This is a genomic window from Sulfurimonas xiamenensis (assembly GCF_009258045.1).
Taxonomy (GTDB): domain Bacteria; phylum Campylobacterota; class Campylobacteria; order Campylobacterales; family Sulfurimonadaceae; genus Sulfurimonas; species Sulfurimonas xiamenensis.
Map to the genome: position 1 here is coordinate 419,035 of NZ_CP041166.1, position 20,258 is coordinate 439,292.

The following is a 20,258-nucleotide window of genomic DNA, read 5'->3' on the forward strand; positions in this document are numbered from 1 at the left end:
GCTAAAGAGCCTTAAAAAACTCTGCGGCTTCAAGTTCATCATCGCTTAGATTATCTGGTGCAAAATCTTCATCTTCGGACATAACTCTTTTAACCTCTTTTTGACAGTAATCAAACATAACATCTTTTGCATGCGTTAAATTATCAACAAAGCCAAGCCCGCTGAATTGATAAGGTTCCTCTTGTTCTATACAGATAAGAGTGCCGTCACATTTCTCTTCAATTACTTCGACTAAAGCTCTGTATTTTATATTAAACTCTGTAGCATGCCATCCTATCTCTTCCATCTCTTTGGTGCTAAACTCATCAACACCGTCTGCAGTCGTATCATCATAGGTAGCTCTGAGTTTATTAAACTCTATAATCTCTTGCCAGTTTGCAAAAGCTTTTATAAGAACTCTCTCGTTATCTTCTAAAACCTGATAGTTTTTGCCAAGAGCAGCTTCTAGAAGAGTGTTTGCTTCAACTCTACCGGCGTAAATCAGTATATCTTGTGCATCAAATGGTTCATAACATATCTTTCCATCGATTCTGATTCCAAATTTTTTGTCTGAGTTTATAGCTTCTTGCAAACTCTTTTTATCTGCAGTTATGATCTCTTTGAAAAGATTAAATTTTTTCATAAATATTCCTCTATTTTTGCCGATATTATAAAAGTTTTTGCTTTATTTTAGTATAATGCGAAAAAATTATTAAGCATTTAAGCTTAATATAACATCAAGGAAAAACAATGGCATTAAATGTTTACTACGACAAAGATTGTAATATCGAACTCATCAAAAGCAAAAAAGTTGCAATGATAGGATTTGGTTCTCAAGGTCACGCGCATGCGGAAAACTTAAGAGACAGTGGTGTTGAAGTAGTTGTTGGTTTGCGTAATGGTGGTTCTTCATGGGCTAAAGCTGAAGCTAAAAATTTTAAAGTAATGAGCGTTGCTGAAGCTTCTGCTTATGCTGATGTTGTAATGATTCTTTTACCTGATGAAAATCAATCAGAGATATACAAAAATGAGATCGAGCCAAACCTAAAGCAGGGCGCGACTATTGCATTTGGACACGGTTTTAACATTCACTATGGAAGAATTCATCCAAGAGCCGACATCAATGTTACTATGATCGCTCCAAAAGCACCGGGTCACACTGTTAGAAGCGAGTTTGTAAGAGGTGGCGGTATTCCGGATTTGATCGCTGTAGGTCAAAACCCGAGCGGAACAACAAAAGAGTTGGCACTTTCATATGCATCAGCTATCGGCGGCGGTAGAACTGCAATCATCGAGACGACTTTTAAAGATGAGACTGAGACTGACCTTTTCGGAGAGCAGGCTGTTCTTTGCGGTGGTGCAGCATCACTTGTTCAAGCAGGTTTTGAAACTCTGACTGAAGCTGGATACGCTCCTGAACTTGCATATTTTGAGTGTCTTCATGAGTTAAAACTTATCGTAGACTTGATGTTTGAGGGTGGAATCGCAGATATGAGATATTCGATTTCAAATACTGCAGAGTACGGCGACTATGTTTCAGGAAAGCGTGTTATCAATGCTGAAAGTAAAGCTGCTATGAAAGAGATACTAAAAGAGATTCAAGATGGTAGATTTGCAAAAGACTTTATCCTTGAGGGTCAAGCAGGCTATCCAAGAATGAACGCTGAGCGTGCAAATGCAAGAGCTTCTTTAATTGAGCAGACAGGTGTTAAGTTAAGAGGCATGATGCCGTGGATATCGAAAAATAAAATAGTAGATACAACTAAAAACTAATCTTTTTAATTTCTAGTACCCCTCTTATGCTTTAGCAACGGGGGTATTGGTATTTAGTGCCAGTCACTCATCTTCGGGTGATGTGCTCGGTCACTTACATATGTAAGCTCTCTCCCACAAACATCCAAATCTAAGCACTATAAATCAAAATCTTTAGTTTTTATTATAGTAATTGTTGTGCTCTAATAAGCGTCGAGAGCAAAACAGCGCCTTTGTCCACATGCGAACTCTTCATTTTCAGTTCGCTTGTCAGAAGCAGTTCATGTAGTTTGTAGTAAGTTTGTGGCTTTATCTTTATCGACATTGATGCTTTTGCATCGACAACAAATTTTGGAGCTGGATATCCAAGTATTTCTAGAGCATTTGGAGCGCCGTTTACTCGTATGTAGATATGAAACATGTAAAGTTGTGTGATATAAGATGTAATGGCTGTTAATATTCTTATTTCATCCTCTCCATGTTCTAACATACTTTCAAGATCTGCTTTAAAATCTTTTTTATTTAGTATCTTGTTTATAAAACTCTCAATATTGACTTCGGCTAACCCAAAAACAAGGTTGTCTACATCTTTTGTTGTTATTGCTCTGTCATAAATTTTTAGCTTATCTATCTCATTGCATGCAAGTGCTACATCCCAGTTGTGGATTGAGAGAAGATGGCTTATGGATTGGTTGTCTATATTTACTTTTTTTTCACGGGCTACCTGTGATACCGTAAAAATAGCTTCACCCTGATTTGGATGGAAAAAGCGCACACACATGGTTTTTGTTTTTGCTGGAGCTTTTGCATATGTTTTATGATCATCCCCATAGTAAGCATATACAAAAATATTTTCTTTGTTTTTTTCACAAGACTCAATGAGCGTTTCAAGCTCTTTTTTTGGTATCTTTTTCTCGCTTTTTATTATGAGAACATTTCTATCGCCAAAGAGAGAAGCTTGTGATAGATGCGCTTTTGCAGGTTTAAAACTATACTCGTCATGGTAAAACTTTGCAACAGAAGCATCGGGCACATTTGTGAGTATTTGAGTATATCTGTCGATTAAAAAAGTGCTCTCTCCAAAAAGTATAAAACTGTTTGAAATGGAGGCGTTTTGAATATGTTTGTCTAGTTCGCTTTTGTACAAATCAGCTTTCTCTCTCTATTCGTTCAATAACGCTTGCATAGATTTTTGCTTTGGCAATATCTGCTTTGTCGATTCTTACTTTTACATCTTCAAATAGTTGCGCATCAAGCCCATGGTTGATAAGAAATCTAGCCCCTTGGATCTCATCATGAAGTTCTGCTTTTAGATACGGGTCTGTAGAGGTTATTCTGGCTTTAAAGACGCTGCCGATATTTTCATTCGCCCAACGGGTGAATTTTCTTGCCATAAACTCATTTTCAACCGTTGAAGCCTCTCTCTCTTTTTCGCTCACGCTCATGCAGAGCGACTCTACATTTCTAAGAACATAGGAGCTCTCCTCTTTATCGCCTCTGGCTATAGCTTTTAATAGCCTGTGAACGATAAGGTCTGAATATCTTCTGATAGGGGAAGTAAAGTGCGTATACTCATCAAAACCGAGTCCGAAATGCCCGACATTAAAGGGTGCATACCTTGCCTGCATCTGAGATTGGATGATAAGCGTATCGACTTCGCTTGAGAGACCCATCTCCTCAGCTTGATTTTGTATCTGTGTAATCGTATCTTTAATGGATGCTTTAATATCTACATATATACCGATTCCAGCAAGTTCTTGATAAAGATTTTGCAGTTTCGCTTGAGTTGGCGGTTCATGTATACGAAAGATCCCTTTTTTAAATCTTTTTGCTGCTTCTTTGTTTGCAAGAAGCATACAATCCTCTATAAGAGCATGTGATGGAGTTTCTTCTGCATAAGTTGTATGTGTAATGTTTGAGTTTTCATCTATAAACATCTCAAGCTCGTTTGAGCGAAAATTGTAACCCACTTCAAGTCTTTTCTCTTTAAGTCTGTCTGTTATGACTTTGAGTTTGGAGATGTACTCAAAAATCATCTTTTCAGACTCATTTTGCGCTTCAAGCCTTCCCTCCAAAAAGTCGTCGATCTCTTCATAGTTAAATCTTCTCTGTGAGTGGATTATCGCTTCGTAAACTTTTGATCTCACTACTTCAAGCGAATCAAGGTTTAGTTTAATCTCAAAAACATAAGCGAGTCTGTCGATATGCGGCTGCAAAGAGCAAAGTGTCTCACTTAGCTGTCTTGGTAGCATTGGGATGGAGCGGTGCGGAAGGTAAATAGAGAAGCTTCTGTAAATCGCCTCGTTGTCAATTGCGCCAAAAGGGGTTACATATTCGCTCACATCTGCTATGGCGACATAAAGCGTGGAGTTCTTGTCATCCCAGTATATTGCATCGTCGAAATCTTTTGCGGTTACAGGGTCGATTGTGCAAAATGGAAGTTCTCTTAAATCTGTTCTTGAAGAGTATTTTAAAGCATCTACCTCTTCAAAAGATGAGGCAAGCTTCAGTACTTCAGGCTCGAATTCGTCATGTTTGTTAAATTGTGCAAGGACGATTTTTTCATCAACAAGCGGGTCTTTAATGTTGCCAAGATGTTCCATAATTGTAAAGTTTTGATTGTCGATTTTAAAAATATCTCCGTAATCATATAAATCTAACTCTTCTTGCGATATTTCAACTCCTGTTGGATATTCAGTTTTTAAATCTACTAAAGATTTTCGCCCATCACTTGAGATGATATATGCGACACTGTAAGTCTGTGCTCTGCCTAAAACTTCAACAACTTTAGCGCTGGGAGTGCCTCTTTTGCCAAGCAGTCTTTGTACGATTACAAGATCTCCCTCTTTTGCATTCGCTAAATCACCTTCACCCATAAAAAGATCGCGAACATACTCTCCTATAACATTGAGATATGCAGTGTCATGTTGAATAATGCCCACTGTTCCTGCGCGGTATTTCGAGTTGAATTTGTATATATTCTCTTTTTTTGTAATATACTTTTTAATTAAAAAATCATTTATATGCTCTTCTTCTTCTGAAGTAACATCTTGCTCACTTAAACCGGTTGTTAGTTTTATTAAAAGGGATTTCATCATAATAGTTAAATATTCTCCACTATTTTATTAAAATTTTTACATCTAAAAATTGTTTTTTTTATTTTATTCTTAATATTTTAAATATATAAATTAAATCGATAATACATATTTGTTCATAAAAAAATACTGAATATTTACAAATAGTTGATATTATTTTCTTATATTTTTAGAAAAAAAGGGAAAAAAATGCAAAAAGAAGCAATGCTTACACAGCTTGGTTATGCACCGAATGATGCTTTAGTTCAACAACTTCAAAGAATTGAAAAAAATACAGTAGGTTATGAGAAAATACAGAAACATATTATGGATTTACATGATCATTTAAAAGTTGATGACTCTTATGTTGCTTTGTCAAATTCAAATGATTTTTTTAAAATAAAAGTTGATTCTCCAAATCCTGAAATGGCACAAGAAGCACACGAAAAAATTAAACATTTTAGTGATAAATATAAAGTAAAAATCAATAAATTAGAAAATAAAAATACCTACTATATAGTAGGATTTGATCAATAGGCACATTAAAATTGCAAGAGCCAATGAGCATTCAAGGATATGATCTTCTCGTGGAAGAGTTTAAGTTTTTACTTGAAGTTGAAAAACCTAAAGTTGCGCAGGAAAAATTAGTTGCCGCAGCTTTAGGAGACAGAAGTGAAAATGCTGATTATCAGGCAGCAAAAGAGAAGCTTCGTCATATTGACAAAAGACTTTTTTATCTAAACAAAATGATAGAAAAGTCTCAAATTATAGATCCCTCAAAACATTCACATGAAAAAGTGACTTTTGGAAGTAGCGTAAAGATTTTAAATATTAAAACTGATGAAGAGGAAACATATACAATTTGCGGTGTTTTAGAATCAGAACCCCAAAATGGTCTTATTTCCATACATTCACCTCTTGCCCGTGCTATGATCGGCAAAAAAGTAGAAGATGAGTTTAAAATACAGCTTCCAAATGAAAAAAAAGAGTATGAGATATTAGAAATTTACTATAAAGACATATTCTCTTTGAAAAAAAATATTCGTACAAAATCTGATTTTTCTTTTCATTAAATTTTTTTCACTAACTATTTTAGATATAATCTCTCTTTAAAAACCAAATTTTTAGGATTTCCAGTGAGCCAACAACTAGAAAATATTGAAAAAGTACTTGCTTCGCATAAACTTTCAAGTGAAGATTACACACATATTAAACAAATTTTAGGGCGTGAACCGAACTTGGTAGAGATAGGGATCTTTTCTGCGATGTGGAGTGAGCACTGCAGTTATAAATCATCAAAAGTTCATTTAAGCGGTTTTCCGACCAAAGCTCCATGGGTTATTCAGGGTCCGGGCGAAAATGCCGGAGTTATAGATATCGGCGATGGTTATGCTGCTGTATTTAAGATGGAGTCACACAACCATCCAAGTTTTATTGAGCCATACCAAGGTGCTGCAACCGGCGTAGGCGGAATTATGCGTGATGTATTTACTATGGGAGCTCGTCCTGTTGCAAATCTTAATGCTCTTAGATTTGGCAATATTTTAAACGATGATGACATCTCTAAACATCAGAGGTATTTGGTTCGCGGTGTAGTTGAAGGAATCGGCGGTTACGGAAACTGTATGGGTGTTCCTACAATTGGCGGAGAAACAAGCTTTGATGAGTGCTATAACGGAAATATTTTAGTAAATGCATTTACTTTAGGTATAGCAAAATCAGATGAGATTTTTTATGGTCGCGCAGACGGCATAGGAAATCCTGTAATGTATGTTGGTGCAAAAACCGGTCGTGATGGGCTTGGCGGAGCCGTAATGAGTTCTGACAGTTTTACCGAGGAGAGTAAATCTCTTCGCCCGACTGTTCAGGTGGGTGATCCTTTTACAGAAAAACTTTTACTTGAAGCGTGTTTAGAGCTTTTTAAAACAGACCATGTCGTAGGTATCCAAGATATGGGAGCGGCTGGGCTTACATCTTCATCTTTTGAGATGGCGGGACGCAGCGGCAGCGGTATGATAATGCATCTTGATCGTGTGCCTGCCCGTGAAGAGGGAATGACTCCTTATGACTTTATGCTAAGTGAATCACAGGAACGAATGCTTCTTTGTGCGAAAAAAGGGAGTGAAGCCGAGATTATTAAAATTTTTGAGAAGTGGGATTTAGATGCAGCGGTAATCGGCGAAGTAACCGGAACTGGCAATATGGAACTTTTCTGGCATGGAGAGAGAGTTGCAGAGGTTCCGGTTAATCCCGTAAGTGAAGAAGCACCTGTTCTTAATCGTCCTATGGTGCGCCCTGCATATTTGGATAAAATCGGCGATGTGACTATTGATGATTTTGAGAGTGTTACAAATCAAGAGGCGTTTGAGAAGCTTATAAAATCTATGGAAGTGGTTGATAAATCGTGGATTTATACGCAGTATGACTCAATGGTGCAGACAAACACTATAAAAAAAGGTGGCATGCTTGACGCTTCTGTTATTCGCGTAAAAGAGAATGGCAAAGCTCTTGCTATGTCAGCTGATTGTAATGTGCGCTACTGCTATATAGACCCAAAAGGCGGAGCAGCTGCGGCTGTAATCGAGAGTGGACGCAATGTTGCAATGAGCGGTGCGAGACCCTTGGCTATTACTGATTGTCTAAACTACGGTAATCCTGAAAATCCTGAAGTTATGTGGCAGTTTAGCGAAGGGTGTTTAGGTATTAAAGAGGCGTGTGCAGAACTTATGACACCAGTAATAGGCGGGAATGTTTCACTCTATAATGAGACAAATGGCGTATCTGTTTTTCCGACTCCATCCATTGCAACTGTTGGTGTAAATGGTAATCAAAATAAAGTTTTGATGTCAAGTTTTCAAAAAGAGGGAAATATTCTTTATTTAATCGGTGAAACTAAAAGTGAATTTGGCGGCTCTCTTTATATGAAAGAGATGTACAAAACGGTTGCAGGTAAACTTCCTGAGATTGATTATGAAAAAGAGTTGGCTCTTTGGGATTTAGTAATAGAGGCAAATAAAAAAGGTATTTTAGAGTGTGCAAAAGATGCAAGCAGCGGGGGTGTTGCTATAGCACTTGCTAAAATGGCGGCTACTAGCGGACTTGGATGCAGCGTTAGAATGTCTGTAAATGATGAAAGAGATATCTTTGCAGAAAGTATGAGTCGTGCTATTATTGAAGTAAAACAGGAAAATTGTGCATCTTTTGAGTCAATGGTTGGAGATTTTGTATATCAAAAGATTGGTGTAGTTGGTGGAGATAAAATCAAAATCAATAATGTTGCAATGGATATGAATCTATTAAAAGACAACTATTTTAATACATTTAAAAAAGTTATAGAAAGGGATTTATAATCTCTGATACTTTTATCTGTCGTATATCGGCAGTCTAAAAGATAAAGAGTAATTAATCTACTTTCATATAATCCAGGCTAAATGTTTTATCTATTCTTTTTAAAATACTTGTTCTGTAAGAGGGTGCAATAGATGAGATGGTTAAAATTTTATCTAGAGTGTCTCTTTTCTCATCAGGATGTGCAAATGCCATATTCGCTTCAAGAATAGATATTTTTGGTTCTTCACTAAAGACGATTTGTATATCATTTCCTGCTTGTATAAACCCTTCTTCAAGGACTCTATAATACCATCCTGTAAGTCCTGATGTATAAATTTCATCTGTAAATTTTTTATTGTTATGTTTTTTTGAGATTTTGTAGCATGGTTTTCTCGGCTGAGATACTTGAAGTAAAGCAGAACCTATTTTATGAATATCGCCTAAACAGACATTGCTTTCGTGAAGTCCGCTAACTGTAAGATTCTCAGCTAAAGCACCAAAAGAAAGATGTTTTACTTTTAAAAATTCAGTCCACTTTTCATAATTTTGGTAGCTGTTTGCAAATATGGCTTTTTCCGCTCCGCCATGATGTACCCTGTCAGCTACTTCATCACCTTTAAAGCCAAGTTTTCCAGCCCAAACCTTATCGTTTACAACCTCTTTAAACGAAGCACTCTCCCAATATTTTTCCAAAAACTCGCTAGACTTTTTATCTCCATATGATTTTACTTTTCCAATTTGGAGTGATATTACTCTGTTTTGCATATAATCACCTTCTTAAATATTTTTTATTTCAATAATTTCATAAGCCACTTCTTCGTACGGATGTGTTTCTTTTAATACTCTTACAGCTTTAAAGAGAAGCTCTTCTTTACAAATCATCTCAACTTTATACTCTTGAACTTTTTCTATTTTCTCAAGAGAGCCAATATATGGATTTGCTTTTTCTATAGGTTTGAATTGTCCAACTCCAAGAGTTTCAAAAGAGCAACACTCATAATTTTTATAGCTGCCAACACCTACAGCAAATAGCGCCTCTTTTACTCTCTCTTTATCTTCAGTAGGAACAAAAAAATTGAGTTTATACATCTAAAATTTCTTTAAATAAGATAGTAGTTTATCATCCAATTGATATTTTTTATTTGCAACTTCATCAATACTTTTGTACTCAAAACCTTTTTTTGTATAACATATTACACTCTCATCTCTGCCTTCAAGCATACCATCAAGAGCGTGATTTACAAACTTATATGCCATAAGTCTGTCATATATTGTCGGGTTTCCACCTCTTTGTGTATGTCCTAAAATGGTTGCGCGTGATTCAAAACCAATCTTTTCTTCAAACCATTTTGCAATCTCGCTTGATTCTTCTTTTATGCCCTCTGAAACAACAGCTATAAAATATCTTCGTCCGTTTTTTATCTGCTTTTTAAAACTCTTTTCATACTCTTTTAAATCATACTCTACTTCAGGGATAAGACAGAGTTCAGCGCCACATGTAAGAGCCGAAACCAATGCCAGATAACCACAGTCTCTTCCCATGGTTTCTATAACAAAAGCTCTTGAGAATGAAGCTGCCGTGTCTCTGATATTGTCTATTGATTCTTTGATGACATTGAGTGCGGTATCTACCCCTAAACAGTATTCTGTGCCGTTTATATCATTATCTATAGTAGAGGGAATACCGCAAAATTTTATTCCTTGTTCTTTGTAAAAGATATCCATTCCCCTAAATGAACCGTCACCGCCAAGAACAACCAACATGTCAATGTTGAGGGCATCAAGATTTTTTTTTGCAACTTCTCTAAACTTTTTTTCCATAAATTTTTTGCTTCTTGCAGAGCCTAAAATAGTTCCGCCTCGGTTGATGATTCCTGCTACATCTTTATGAGTTGCTTTTACTATTTTATTTTCAATAAGCCCCTTAAATCCGTCATAAACAAAGTAAGGCGTTAACTCCTTTTCTAATGCATACTCTACAAAATGTTTAATTGCGGGATTCATACCGCTAACATCTCCGCCTGAACATAAAATGGCTATATTTTTCATCTGCTTTTCTCTGTTTTCATTTTTTTAAGTTTACCATTTTCTAATCTCAAATTAGATAAAATTCCATAATTAATTTTCACAAGGTTATAAATGAAAAGAGCATTGGTAAGCGTTAGCAATAAAACAGGTGTTGTAAATTTTTGCAAATCTTTAGTAAAGAATGGTTTTGAAATTATCTCAACGGGCGGAACATATAAGATACTTCTTGAAAATGGTATAAAGGCTATAGAGATAGATGAAGTAACAAAATTTCCAGAGTGCTTTGAAGGGCGCGTAAAAACTTTAAATCCGTTCGTTCATGGTGGAATTCTGCATCGCCGAGACAAGCAATCTCACTTAGATCAGGCAAAAGAGCTTGGTGTTGAAGCAATTGATTTGGTTTGTGTAAATCTATATCCTTTTAAAGAGACAATAGAAAAAACTGATGATTTTGAAGAGATTATAGAAAACATCGACATCGGTGGACCTGCTATGGTTCGCTCAGCTTCTAAAAACTTTGATAGCGTTATGATTGTAACCGATGTAAATGATTATGTAAAAGTAATAGATGCGATAGAGAACGAGAAAAATACACTCGAGTTTAGAAGAGCTCTTATGATAAAAGCGTTTGAGCATACAGCAGCATATGATTCAATGATTGCAAACTACATGAACAAGCGTTTTAACGGCGGTTTCGGCGAGAAGCAGTTTATAGTTGGGAATAAAGTTATGGATACCCGTTACGGCGAAAATCCTCATCAAAAAGGTGCTCTTTATGAGTTTGACAAACACTACTCAGAGAACTTTAAAACTCTAAAGGGCGAAGCAAGTTTTAACAATCTAAACGACTTAAGCGGTGCTGTTAAAATTGCCTCTGCTTTTGGAGATGAGAATGCTGTCTGCATCACAAAGCATGGAAATCCTTGCGGATTTGCTATCCGTGACAATCTTGTAGATGCTTATACGGAAGCACTAAAATGTGATCCAGTTTCGGCATTTGGCGGTGTTGTGGCTGTTAATGGAGTAGTGACAAAAGAACTTGCACTTAAGATGAATGAGATATTTTTAGAAGTTATTATAGCCGGGCGTATTACGGAGGAAGCTCAAGAAGTATTTGCTTCTAAAAAAAGAATTAAACTATTTGAAATGGGTCATGATAAGCTAGTTCTTGCAAATGACGAAAAAGATTTTAAGCATATTGACGGCGGTTTTGTATATCAAGATGCAGATAAAGTAAATGATGATGAAGTAAAAAATGCAAAACTTATGAGTCAAAGAGAAGCAACTGCCGGTGAGAAAAAAGATATGGAGATAGCTTATAAAGTAGCATCTCTTACAAAATCAAATTGTGTAGTATATGTTAAAAACTCTGCTATGGTAGCTGTTGGTATGGGAATGACCAGCCGTGTAGATGCAAGTCAGTGCGCACTTAAAAAAGCAAAAGAGATGGGACTTGATGTAACTGGGGCTGCACTTGCAAGTGAAGCATTTTTTCCATTTCGTGACAGCATTGATGCTGCCGCTGCGGCAGGTGTTAAGAGTGTAATAGAACCTGGCGGAAGCATAAGGGATGATGAGGTTATAGCAGCTGCAAATGAGTATGGCATGTCGCTTTATTTTTCAGAGGTAAGACACTTTTTACACTAAAATTTTATCACCTTGTCAAGCATTTTGCTTGACATAATCTTTCATTATTTACATTTTTATTAACCTATCATAGATTATAATTTTTTATAAATTTTTTACAAAGAGATAAAAATGTTTAAAAGAGTTGGACTTTTTCTACTTACAAATTTGGCTGTAATAGTTGTAATAAGTATTATTGTTAATATTTTTGGTTTAAACAAGTTTTTAAATGAAAACGGGCTTGATTTAACTTCTCTATTTATTTTCTCACTTGTTATCGGTTTTAGTGGTTCTATAATTTCGCTTTTAATGTCAAAACAGATGGCTAAAATGGCAGTGGGTGCTAGGGTTATAACAAATCCTTTAAATCAAGAAGAATTTTGGCTGCTAGATACAGTGGCAAGACTCTCACATAAAGCTGGTATAAAGATGCCTGAAGTTGCAATATTTGAAGATATGAGCCCAAACGCTTTTGCAACGGGAGCTTTTAAAAATGACGCTTTGGTGGCGGTGAGCCGCGGGCTTTTAAGAAGCATGAATCAAAATGAAGTTGAGGCAGTTTTAGGACATGAGATTGGACATGTTGCAAACGGAGATATGGTGACTCTTACACTTCTTCAAGGCGTTGTAAACACATTTGTTATATTTTTTGCTCGTATTATCGGTTATTTGGTTGACAGAATTATACTTAAAAATATAAGTGAAAATGTAGGTATTGGCTACATGGCAGCAAGCATTTTAGCCGAGATAGTCCTGGGTATTTTAGCAATGATGATTGTAATGGCGTTTTCAAGATACAGGGAATACAGAGCAGATGAGGCAGGTGCATATCTCTCTAGCAGAAAAAATATGATAGCAGCTCTGCAGGCTCTCTCAAGGTCAAAAGAGGAGCCGCATCTACCTGAACAGATAAAGAGTTTTGGAATAAATGGAAAAGGGTTGATGACACTATTTAGCACACATCCATCGCTTGAAGATAGAATAGATAAACTAAAAAAGTCTCTTTAAGGTTGATTGACTTTGACTCAACTCTTATGATATAATTTCACTTAATAAATAATAATATAAATTTTAGGAAAAATAATGAGCAAATCTTTATACGAAACATTAGAAGTCTCTGAAAACGCAAGCGAAGCAGAGATAAAAAAAGCATATAGAAAATTAGCAAGACAGTATCATCCGGATGTAAATAAAGACAAAGACGCAGAAGAGAAGTTTAAAGAGATAAATGCTGCATATGAAATACTTAGCGATAAACAGAAAAAAGCACAGTATGATATGCATGGAGACAATATGTTCGGCGGGCAGAATTTTCATGATTTTTCGCGCTCTTATGGTGGCGGACAAGCCGATTTAGATGAGATTTTAAGAAGTATGTTCTCAGGCGGGGGCTTTGGTGGTTTCGGTGGCGGAGGATTTAGCAGTAGCGGATTTGGCAATTTTGGCGGTGGTGGCTTTCAGCAGCAGCAACAGCCAAATCTTGATATAGAAACAAATGTTACTATTCCTTTTAGCGTCTCTATTTTAGGCGGTTCGCACTCTGTTTCGTTAAATGGAGAGAGATTTGATATCAAAATCCCAGCTGGTGTAAAAAGCGGTGAGAAGATGCGTGTTAAAGGCAAAGGACATAAACAGGGCAGCAGAGCAGGAGATCTTTTTTTAAAAATAAGTGTAGCTCCTAGTCCAGAGTATATTAGAGAAGATGATGATTTAATTAAGAAATTTGATGTACCTCTTTATGCGGCATTATTTGGTGAAAAAATATCTATACAAACCTTGGAAAAAGAGATTAAGCTTAAAATACCTCAAAATACCAAAAACGGACAGAGATTTCGTGTAAAAGAGATGGGTGCAATGAACCGCAAAACAAAAGTTCGCGGAAATCTCTATCTGGAAGCAAATATAGTTTTACCAAAGGTTGAGGATTTGAATGAAAAGTTGGTAGAATTAATGAAAGAAAAACTACCTAAAAATTAAGGAGCAAAGTATGATACACCAATATGATGAGCCGGTTTATTTGATTAGTATTGTTGCAAAGGTTTTAGATATACATCCGCAGACATTAAGGCAGTATGAGAGAGAAAATCTTATTACTCCATCAAGATCAAACGGCAGAATAAGACTCTATTCTCAAAGAGATATAGATAGAATCAAACTAATTTTAAGATTAACTCGCGAACTCGGTGTGAACTTGGCCGGAGTAGATATAATTTTAAGACTCAAAGAGAATGTTGATAGTATGGAACAGGATATTAAAGAGCTCAGAGAAGAAATTTTAAAGGCAAAAAGTTCTCATACAGTTTCACACGACAAAGCATTGGTTACTAAAAAAAGCATATATGAGATGATCATTTTTGAAGATTGATTACTCTTTTAATCTTTTTATCTCTGCACCTACATTTTGCAATTTTTCTTCTAAAGAGTCGTAACCTCTATCAAGATGGTATATACGATGTACATTGGTTATACCCTCTGCTACAAGACCTGCTAAAACTAGTGCACTTGAAGCTCGTAAATCTGTTGCCATAACATCAGTTCCGCTTAATTTTGACTTTCCGTTTATAGTTGCAACATTTCCGTTTAGTGATACATCTGCACCCATTCTTTGAAGCTCACTGACATGCATAAATCTATTTTCAAAAAGTTTCTCTTCAATAATAGAAGTTCCTTTTGCTTGTGTAGCAAGCACTAAAAATTGAGCTTGCATATCAGTAGGAAATGCAGGATATTCCTGAGTGGTTATTTTAGCAGGTTTAAGACTTTTCGCTGGATGAATCGTGATGGTATTATCTGTGATTGTAAATTTATTTCCCATCTCTTCCAATTTTGATAAAACAGCACCAAGATGTTTTGCATTTACATCTGTTAATGTAAGCTTTGATTTGGTTATAGCAGCTGCGCATAGATAGGTTCCTGCTTCTATCCGGTCTGGGATAATAGTAAAATCATCTATATTTAAAAGTTTTCCAGAAGTTCCGTGAATAGTCAATACCGCAGTAGCAATACCCTCTATCTTAACGCCGCTCGCATTTAAGATCTCACAAAGTTGAACTACTTCAGGCTCTCTGGCAGCATTTGTAATGGTTGTGACTCCATCTGCCAAAGCTGCTGCCATAACAATATTTGCGGTACCCGTAACAGTTATTTTATCAAAAATTATATTGCAGCCTTTTAACCCATTTGGGGCAGTAGCATGAATATAACCGGCTTCTATATTTATAACAGCACCCATCTGTTCAAGCGCTTTAAGGTGCAAATCAACAGGTCTTTGTCCTATTGCACAGCCGCCAGGCAAAGATACTTCACAATGTCTAAACCGTGCTAAAATCGGACCTAAAACAAGTATGGAAGCACGCATTGTCCTTACTATATCATATGTTGCTTTTGTTTCACTCAGACAAGAGGTGTCAATAGTTGTAATATTTTCATTCTTTGTCCATGTAGATGAACATTTTGCACCTAAGTTTGATAGTAATTTTAAAAGAGTATTTATATCTACAACATGAGGTAAATTTTTAATAGATACACGATTTTTTGCCAATATACTCATTGCTATTAATGGCAAAGATGCATTTTTGGCACCAGAAATTTTTATTTCTCCATGCAGAGAATCAGCTTTTTTTATTTTTAAGTAGTCCATTTTTTTCTTTTTTTTTAAATGCATAATTATAACTAAAATAGTTTAGCTTTTGGGTATAATCTCTATAAGTAAAGATAGGAATAGTTATGAATTCAGCTTTGGATAGATTAAAAAATTTAACAAATAAAATTTCTAGTTATGAGCGTGCTAGAAAAGAGAATTTAAATTTATTGCAAAATTTATATAAAGAGTTAGGCATAGATCAAAAGGTTGAAGAATTTAGCGAGCTTTTTAATTTTAAAGCTATAAATTTATCAGGAGCATCACTTCTTAGTGAAAATTTGGGTGAGATAAAAAAAGGTAAATATTTACAGATTTTGGCAATCGGTTATGATAAAAATGCTGTTATAAAAAGTAAAAATATATCTTTAGGCTATTTTGGAAAAGCTGAGAATGTAGATACAGATCTAAAAAACAAAATTGTAGAATTTATTATCCGCTTTAGGTTTGAGAAAAGTTTTATAACACTTGAACACTATTATGGAATGTTAGAATCTTTCAAAGATGATGTTTAGATTTTTAAGTATTAAAGATTAAAGTATGTTAATATTTTTGGATTTGGAAACTACAGGGTTAGATAGCAGTGATAAAATCTGTTCTATAGGTTTAATCTCTGTTGATAAAAACAAGGTGGTCTCAAAATATGAACTTGTAAATGAAGGGAAAAAAATCTCTTCGAAAGCTTCAAGTATAAATCATATTACAAATGAGATGATAAAAGGAAAACCACCTTTAAAAGAGAGCGATGCCTGGAAATTTTTACAAGAGCATAACAATGAAAATTCAACAATTATAGCTCACAATGCAAGTTTTGATCTAAAGATGTTAAATGCATGCGGATTTAAATGGTATGGTAAAGTTATTGATACTCTTCGTGCTACAAAACACTTAATTCCGGAGTGTGAGCACTTCTCTTTACAATTTTTAAGGTATGAGTTAAAACTCTATAAAAATGAGAAAAAAGAGGCTTTGAAATGTTCTTTGTCAATGGTTGAAAATGAATTTATTGCGCATAATGCGCTTGCTGATGCGTTATATGTAAAACTTTTATATGATTATCTTTTAGATATGAAAACAGATAATGAGTTACTTGAGCTTAGTTTTAAACATGTGCTGATTGAGAAATTTGATTTTGGTAAATATAGCGGGCGTTATATAGAAGAGATAAGTATGTGCAACAGAGGATATTTGGAGTGGTTATTGGTAAATGTGACTGATATGGATGAAGATTTAAAATATAGTATAAACAAATATTTAGATATTAAATCTTCTTTTTGATGTGTTATACTTCTTTTTAATTAAAAATATTGACAATTTGTAAATCACCGTTGATAGAATGTTTTAAAGGTAGTATGACAGTTTTATGAAAAATAAAGAAATAACTAAAAAAATAATATCTGGGAAGTTTAAAAATAAAAGTTTAAAAATTCCATCAAAAACTACAACAAGAAGTTCAAAAGCTATAGTTTTGGAATCCTTTTTTAATACAATTCAGTTTGAAATAATAGACGCAACTTTTGTAGAACTCTTTTCAGGAAGCGGTTCTATTGGTCTTGAAGCACTTAGCCGCGGCGCAAAACATGTTCTTTTTATGGAGCGTGATCGTGATGCGATAAAAATTTTAAAAGAAAATATCCAGCAGACTGATCCGGCTTTGTGTGAAATTTACAGTGGTGATACATTTATCAACATTCAGAGTGTTGTAAAAACTTTGCAGAGAAAGAGTGAAAAGGCATATTTTTATATAGATCCTCCTTTTAACATAAGAGAAGGGATGGAGGATATATACGATAAAACTATTGATTTGATAGCTTCTTTGCCAAAAGAGTGTGTAAAACTTATAATTATAGAGCATATGAGCGGTTTAGAAATTCCAGATACAATAGGTCCGTTTTATATCATAAAATCAAAAAAATTTGGAAATACAACTTTAACATATTTTAAAAGTAAAGATATAGAATGACTTATATTGTGATATATATTAACTATAGTTCACTGAATTTTACACAAAGAATTTTAAATGCCTAAAGTTAGTATTTTTATACTTGTTTTTGTCTTTATAATATCTTTTTTTGGTTCTAATTTTTACTCGGTTGATGCCTATATGTTAGATAGCAATGCTATTTTAGTTCCGCCTTCATGGGAACATCTTCTTGGCACTGACAGACTTGGCAGGGATATTTTTGCACGACTTATTGAAGGCGGAAAAGTCTCGCTTATTATTGGTGTAGGAAGCGCTTTTATTGCTTCAATAATAGGATTAATTTTGGGTTCTACGGCTGGATATTTTCGAGGAAATATAGATAAGGGTTTTGTTGTTTTAGTGGATCTGTTTTTAACATTTCCGACATTTTTTTTACTTCTAGCTCTTGTTAGTTATGTAAATGCTTCTGCACTGGTTTTAATAGTTATTATATCTACTACAGGATGGATGACTACGGCAAGACTTATTCGCTCAGAGAGTTTTGAAATAACATCGAAACCATATATAAAGATACTAAACATTGCAAAAGTCTCTAAATTAAAAATACTTTTTAAGTACTATGCACCTCTTTTGGCACCAATCTATTTCGTTAGTTTTACCTTTGGGGTAGGTGGAGCTATCCTTGCAGAATCGGGTCTTAGTTTTTTAGGACTTGGAATTGTTGCTCCTCAAATGAGTTGGGGTACAATTCTTAGCAGTGGAAAGGATGTTGTAGAGATTGCATGGTGGGTTAGTTTCTTTCCGGGTCTTATGATATTTTTAGTTACTTTTTCTTTAATCAATATCTCAAATTATCTTCAACACTTAACAAATAAAAAAGAGATTCAGTAAAAATAAGTCAAAAAAAAGAGCAAAAGCGATAAAATGCTATTAATTAAACTTAGGATATATAATGATTTTAATGATTGATAATTACTGTTTCGCTTAGTAACAGTGAATGTCGTCAAAAAAAATCATCACTCGTCAAGACTCTTCTAACCCCTTGAAATAGGGCTTCAAATCCACTACAATTTTTTTAGATAGCAAACCGGTTTCTATCCACAAATTATCATTACTCTTCAAATAAGGGTAGAATTGAGGTAGAAAATGTCTAGAATCAAGTCAAAAAAACATGTTGGGGTATATCAACAATTATTAGTAAATGGTGATGTGTCTTACTACTATAATTACAAAGATATAGATGGTAAAAAAATCTGGGTCAATGTTGGAAAAAAGTCTGACGGATACTCAGAAAGAGATGCTGCTGTTCAAAGAAGAAAAGCTTTGGCAGATATTTCATCTTTGGACGAACCATTGTATATACAGAAAAGGAGACAGCAAGAGGTTGTAAAAGTTAGAGAACTTGCACAAAAATATTTTGATGAAAAAAAGAGCATGAAAAACCATAGAGATGCTTATTTGAAGTATCTGAACAAGATTGATCCTGTCTTTGGCAACAAAAATATCTATAAATTAAAAGTTGAGGATATAAAAAACTTCAAAACATATCTTATTGAAGTGGAAAAATATCGTCCTGCTTCTGTAAATTATTATCTTGCTTTATTGCGAGCAATTATAAATTACGCAATAGATACAGAAACAATTAACATAGAAAAAAATCCTTCTAATGAAGTCAAACTGTTGAAATTAAATAATGAAAGACAGAGAATACTTTCAGAAGATGAACTTGAGTTGTTGCTTGCTTCGTTGGTTCATAATCCAAAAGCATATCTTTTTGTTTTGATTGGAATTTGTACAGGTGCAAGACCACGATCTATTTTACAATTAAAAAGAAAAGATGTAGATGTTGGAAACGATAAAATTTCTTTTCTTCCGATAAAAAATGGCCCACAATACACAATGGCAGTACATGAAAAACTGCAACTAACATTGTATGATTGGGTAAGAAATTTAGCTCCAGAAGAGTTTATATTTTTCAGAGAAAATCCAAAAATTGATAAAACAAATCACATATCATATATAGCTATGAAAAATAGAATACAGCCTTTGATGAATGCTTTATTTAATGAAGGATTAGAGGCAAATGATAGGATTAATAAAGTAAGCCTTTATACATTAAGACACTCTTTTGGATCTTTATTATCCGCTAAAGGTGCCAATGCTTTTGTGATTAAAAAATTGATGAATCATGCAAACATCAAAATGACTGATCGATATATAAAAGTTCCACATGCAGAAGCTAAAAAATATATCGATGCAATTTTTTAGGGAGATGGTATTATGAAAAAAGGAATATCACTTCTTGACATGCATAAGTATTCAAAAAAAGCATTTTATCATCTGTTAGGTAAACTAAGAGATGATAAATTTCAACGACCCTATATCTATCATGAAAAAGCAATAAATGCAGTAACGGGCATTTTATGGGATATTACGCAAGAAAATAAAGAGTTAAAAGATATTATTGAGGAGATGGATAAAATCGATGGCATAAAAGCTCTAAATAGTAAAAGCAGCAATGAAAAAAGAGTAGAAACTTGGCTTAAAAAGGCTTATTATGAGCATCTTTATGGCTCTTTTTCAATTTCACGGAATCATTTATTGGCATTTATGATAACAATCATAAAACCAAGTAGTGATGAGGGAAAGAAAAAGTTAAAATATTCGAGCACTAGGTATTTTGAACAGTACAATGATAAGTTTAAAAAACGGCTAAAGCGTTGTCGAGAAAATGAAAGAGTTTTGGAACTTCAACAGCAATATCCAAAACTTAATATTATAGATGCTTTTGCGTATGGGCAAATTATTGATAAATTCAACACTACAAATGAAGATTTGGAATGGTTTGAAAAAATGGTCAAAATCTTGACAAAGAAAAAAGAGTAAATATTAAATTTACATAAAA

At 34.5% G+C, this 20,258-nt stretch carries 21 protein-coding genes; 14 read left to right on the top strand and 7 right to left on the bottom strand.

Going from position 1 to position 20,258, the window contains the following annotated elements; translation table 11 throughout:
- Nucleotide 1: 1 nt before the first annotated feature.
- On the bottom strand, nt 2-622 hold the full coding sequence (locus tag FJR47_RS02260; RefSeq protein ID WP_152298858.1) for a hypothetical protein: 621 nt from the start codon (nt 620-622) through the stop codon (nt 2-4).
- Between the two features lie 107 nt (nt 623-729).
- On the opposite strand from FJR47_RS02260, the gene ilvC reads away from it, so the two are divergent.
- A complete protein-coding gene (gene ilvC, locus FJR47_RS02265; protein ID WP_152298859.1) occupies nt 730-1,752 on the top strand; it encodes a ketol-acid reductoisomerase in 1,023 nt (340 codons plus the stop codon).
- A gap of 163 nt (nt 1,753-1,915) precedes the next feature.
- Here ilvC and holA read toward each other — a convergent pair whose 3' ends face one another.
- Nucleotides 1,916-2,878, bottom strand: coding sequence for a DNA polymerase III subunit delta (holA, locus tag FJR47_RS02270; RefSeq protein ID WP_152298860.1), 963 nt, complete (start codon nt 2,876-2,878; stop codon nt 1,916-1,918).
- Nucleotide 2,879: 1 nt separating this feature from the next.
- Entirely contained in the window at nt 2,880-4,829 is a 1,950-nt protein-coding gene (locus tag FJR47_RS02275) for an RNB domain-containing ribonuclease (RefSeq protein ID WP_241855415.1), read from the bottom strand.
- Between the two features lie 186 nt (nt 4,830-5,015).
- Between FJR47_RS02275 and FJR47_RS02280 the strand changes: the two genes are divergently transcribed.
- The 3 genes from FJR47_RS02280 (at nt 5,016) to purL (ending at nt 8,155) form a co-directional block, all read left to right on the top strand.
- The gene (locus FJR47_RS02280; RefSeq protein ID WP_152298861.1) at nt 5,016-5,342 is read left to right on the top strand and encodes a hypothetical protein; all 327 of its coding nucleotides are present in this window, start codon (nt 5,016-5,018) and stop codon (nt 5,340-5,342) included.
- A gap of 23 nt (nt 5,343-5,365) precedes the next feature.
- The gene (greA, locus tag FJR47_RS02285) at nt 5,366-5,878 is read left to right on the top strand and encodes a transcription elongation factor GreA (RefSeq protein ID WP_188093760.1); all 513 of its coding nucleotides are present in this window, start codon (nt 5,366-5,368) and stop codon (nt 5,876-5,878) included.
- A gap of 63 nt (nt 5,879-5,941) precedes the next feature.
- Nucleotides 5,942-8,155, top strand: a complete 2,214-nt coding sequence (purL, locus tag FJR47_RS02290) for a phosphoribosylformylglycinamidine synthase subunit PurL (protein ID WP_152298863.1) — start codon at nt 5,942-5,944, stop codon at nt 8,153-8,155.
- A 52-nt stretch (nt 8,156-8,207) separates the two neighbouring features.
- Here purL and FJR47_RS02295 read toward each other — a convergent pair whose 3' ends face one another.
- Genes FJR47_RS02295 through FJR47_RS02305 form a run of 3 tightly spaced genes read right to left on the bottom strand, consistent with a single transcriptional unit; the run spans nt 8,208 to nt 10,184 of the window.
- Nucleotides 8,208-8,900, bottom strand: a complete 693-nt coding sequence (locus FJR47_RS02295; RefSeq protein WP_152298864.1) for an MOSC domain-containing protein — start codon at nt 8,898-8,900, stop codon at nt 8,208-8,210.
- A 12-nt stretch (nt 8,901-8,912) separates the two neighbouring features.
- The gene (locus FJR47_RS02300) at nt 8,913-9,224 is read right to left on the bottom strand and encodes a YqfO family protein (protein ID WP_152298865.1); all 312 of its coding nucleotides are present in this window, start codon (nt 9,222-9,224) and stop codon (nt 8,913-8,915) included.
- Nucleotides 9,225-10,184 carry a 6-phosphofructokinase gene (locus FJR47_RS02305; protein WP_152298866.1) on the bottom strand — a complete coding sequence of 320 codons (960 nt, stop codon included), beginning with the start codon at nt 10,182-10,184 and terminating at the stop codon, nt 9,225-9,227.
- A gap of 90 nt (nt 10,185-10,274) precedes the next feature.
- Between FJR47_RS02305 and purH the strand changes: the two genes are divergently transcribed.
- The 4 genes from purH to FJR47_RS02325 all read left to right on the top strand — a co-directional run bounded on the left by purH (nt 10,275) and on the right by FJR47_RS02325 (nt 14,154).
- On the top strand, nt 10,275-11,810 hold the full coding sequence (purH, locus tag FJR47_RS02310) for a bifunctional phosphoribosylaminoimidazolecarboxamide formyltransferase/IMP cyclohydrolase (protein WP_152298867.1): 1,536 nt from the start codon (nt 10,275-10,277) through the stop codon (nt 11,808-11,810).
- A 111-nt stretch (nt 11,811-11,921) separates the two neighbouring features.
- Nucleotides 11,922-12,797, top strand: coding sequence for a protease HtpX (gene htpX / locus FJR47_RS02315; protein ID WP_152298868.1), 876 nt, complete (start codon nt 11,922-11,924; stop codon nt 12,795-12,797).
- 75 nt (nt 12,798-12,872) lie between these two features.
- Nucleotides 12,873-13,766, top strand: coding sequence for a DnaJ C-terminal domain-containing protein (locus tag FJR47_RS02320; RefSeq protein WP_152298869.1), 894 nt, complete (start codon nt 12,873-12,875; stop codon nt 13,764-13,766).
- Between the two features lie 10 nt (nt 13,767-13,776).
- The gene (locus tag FJR47_RS02325) at nt 13,777-14,154 is read left to right on the top strand and encodes a heat shock protein transcriptional repressor HspR (RefSeq protein WP_152298870.1); all 378 of its coding nucleotides are present in this window, start codon (nt 13,777-13,779) and stop codon (nt 14,152-14,154) included.
- Here the strand turns inward: FJR47_RS02325 and murA are convergent, their stop codons facing one another.
- Nucleotides 14,155-15,429: a UDP-N-acetylglucosamine 1-carboxyvinyltransferase gene (gene murA / locus FJR47_RS02330; protein WP_152298871.1), complete on the bottom strand. Its 1,275-nt coding sequence runs from the start codon at nt 15,427-15,429 to the stop codon at nt 14,155-14,157.
- Nucleotides 15,430-15,515: 86 nt separating this feature from the next.
- Between murA and FJR47_RS02335 the strand changes: the two genes are divergently transcribed.
- From FJR47_RS02335 to FJR47_RS02360, 6 genes are all read left to right on the top strand, one after another.
- Nucleotides 15,516-15,944, top strand: a complete 429-nt coding sequence (locus tag FJR47_RS02335; protein WP_152298872.1) for a hypothetical protein — start codon at nt 15,516-15,518, stop codon at nt 15,942-15,944.
- Nucleotides 15,945-15,969: 25 nt separating this feature from the next.
- Nucleotides 15,970-16,707, top strand: coding sequence for a 3'-5' exonuclease (locus FJR47_RS02340; RefSeq protein WP_152298873.1), 738 nt, complete (start codon nt 15,970-15,972; stop codon nt 16,705-16,707).
- A gap of 85 nt (nt 16,708-16,792) precedes the next feature.
- Nucleotides 16,793-17,392, top strand: a complete 600-nt coding sequence (gene rsmD / locus FJR47_RS02345; protein WP_152298874.1) for a 16S rRNA (guanine(966)-N(2))-methyltransferase RsmD — start codon at nt 16,793-16,795, stop codon at nt 17,390-17,392.
- Between the two features lie 57 nt (nt 17,393-17,449).
- Complete coding sequence (locus FJR47_RS02350; RefSeq protein WP_152298875.1) at nt 17,450-18,244, top strand: ABC transporter permease; 795 nt, start codon at nt 17,450-17,452, stop codon at nt 18,242-18,244.
- Between the two features lie 255 nt (nt 18,245-18,499).
- Entirely contained in the window at nt 18,500-19,621 is a 1,122-nt protein-coding gene (locus FJR47_RS02355; protein ID WP_152298876.1) for a tyrosine-type recombinase/integrase, read from the top strand.
- 12 nt (nt 19,622-19,633) lie between these two features.
- A complete protein-coding gene (locus tag FJR47_RS02360; protein ID WP_152298877.1) occupies nt 19,634-20,239 on the top strand; it encodes a hypothetical protein in 606 nt (201 codons plus the stop codon).
- Nucleotides 20,240-20,258 lie beyond the last annotated feature (19 nt).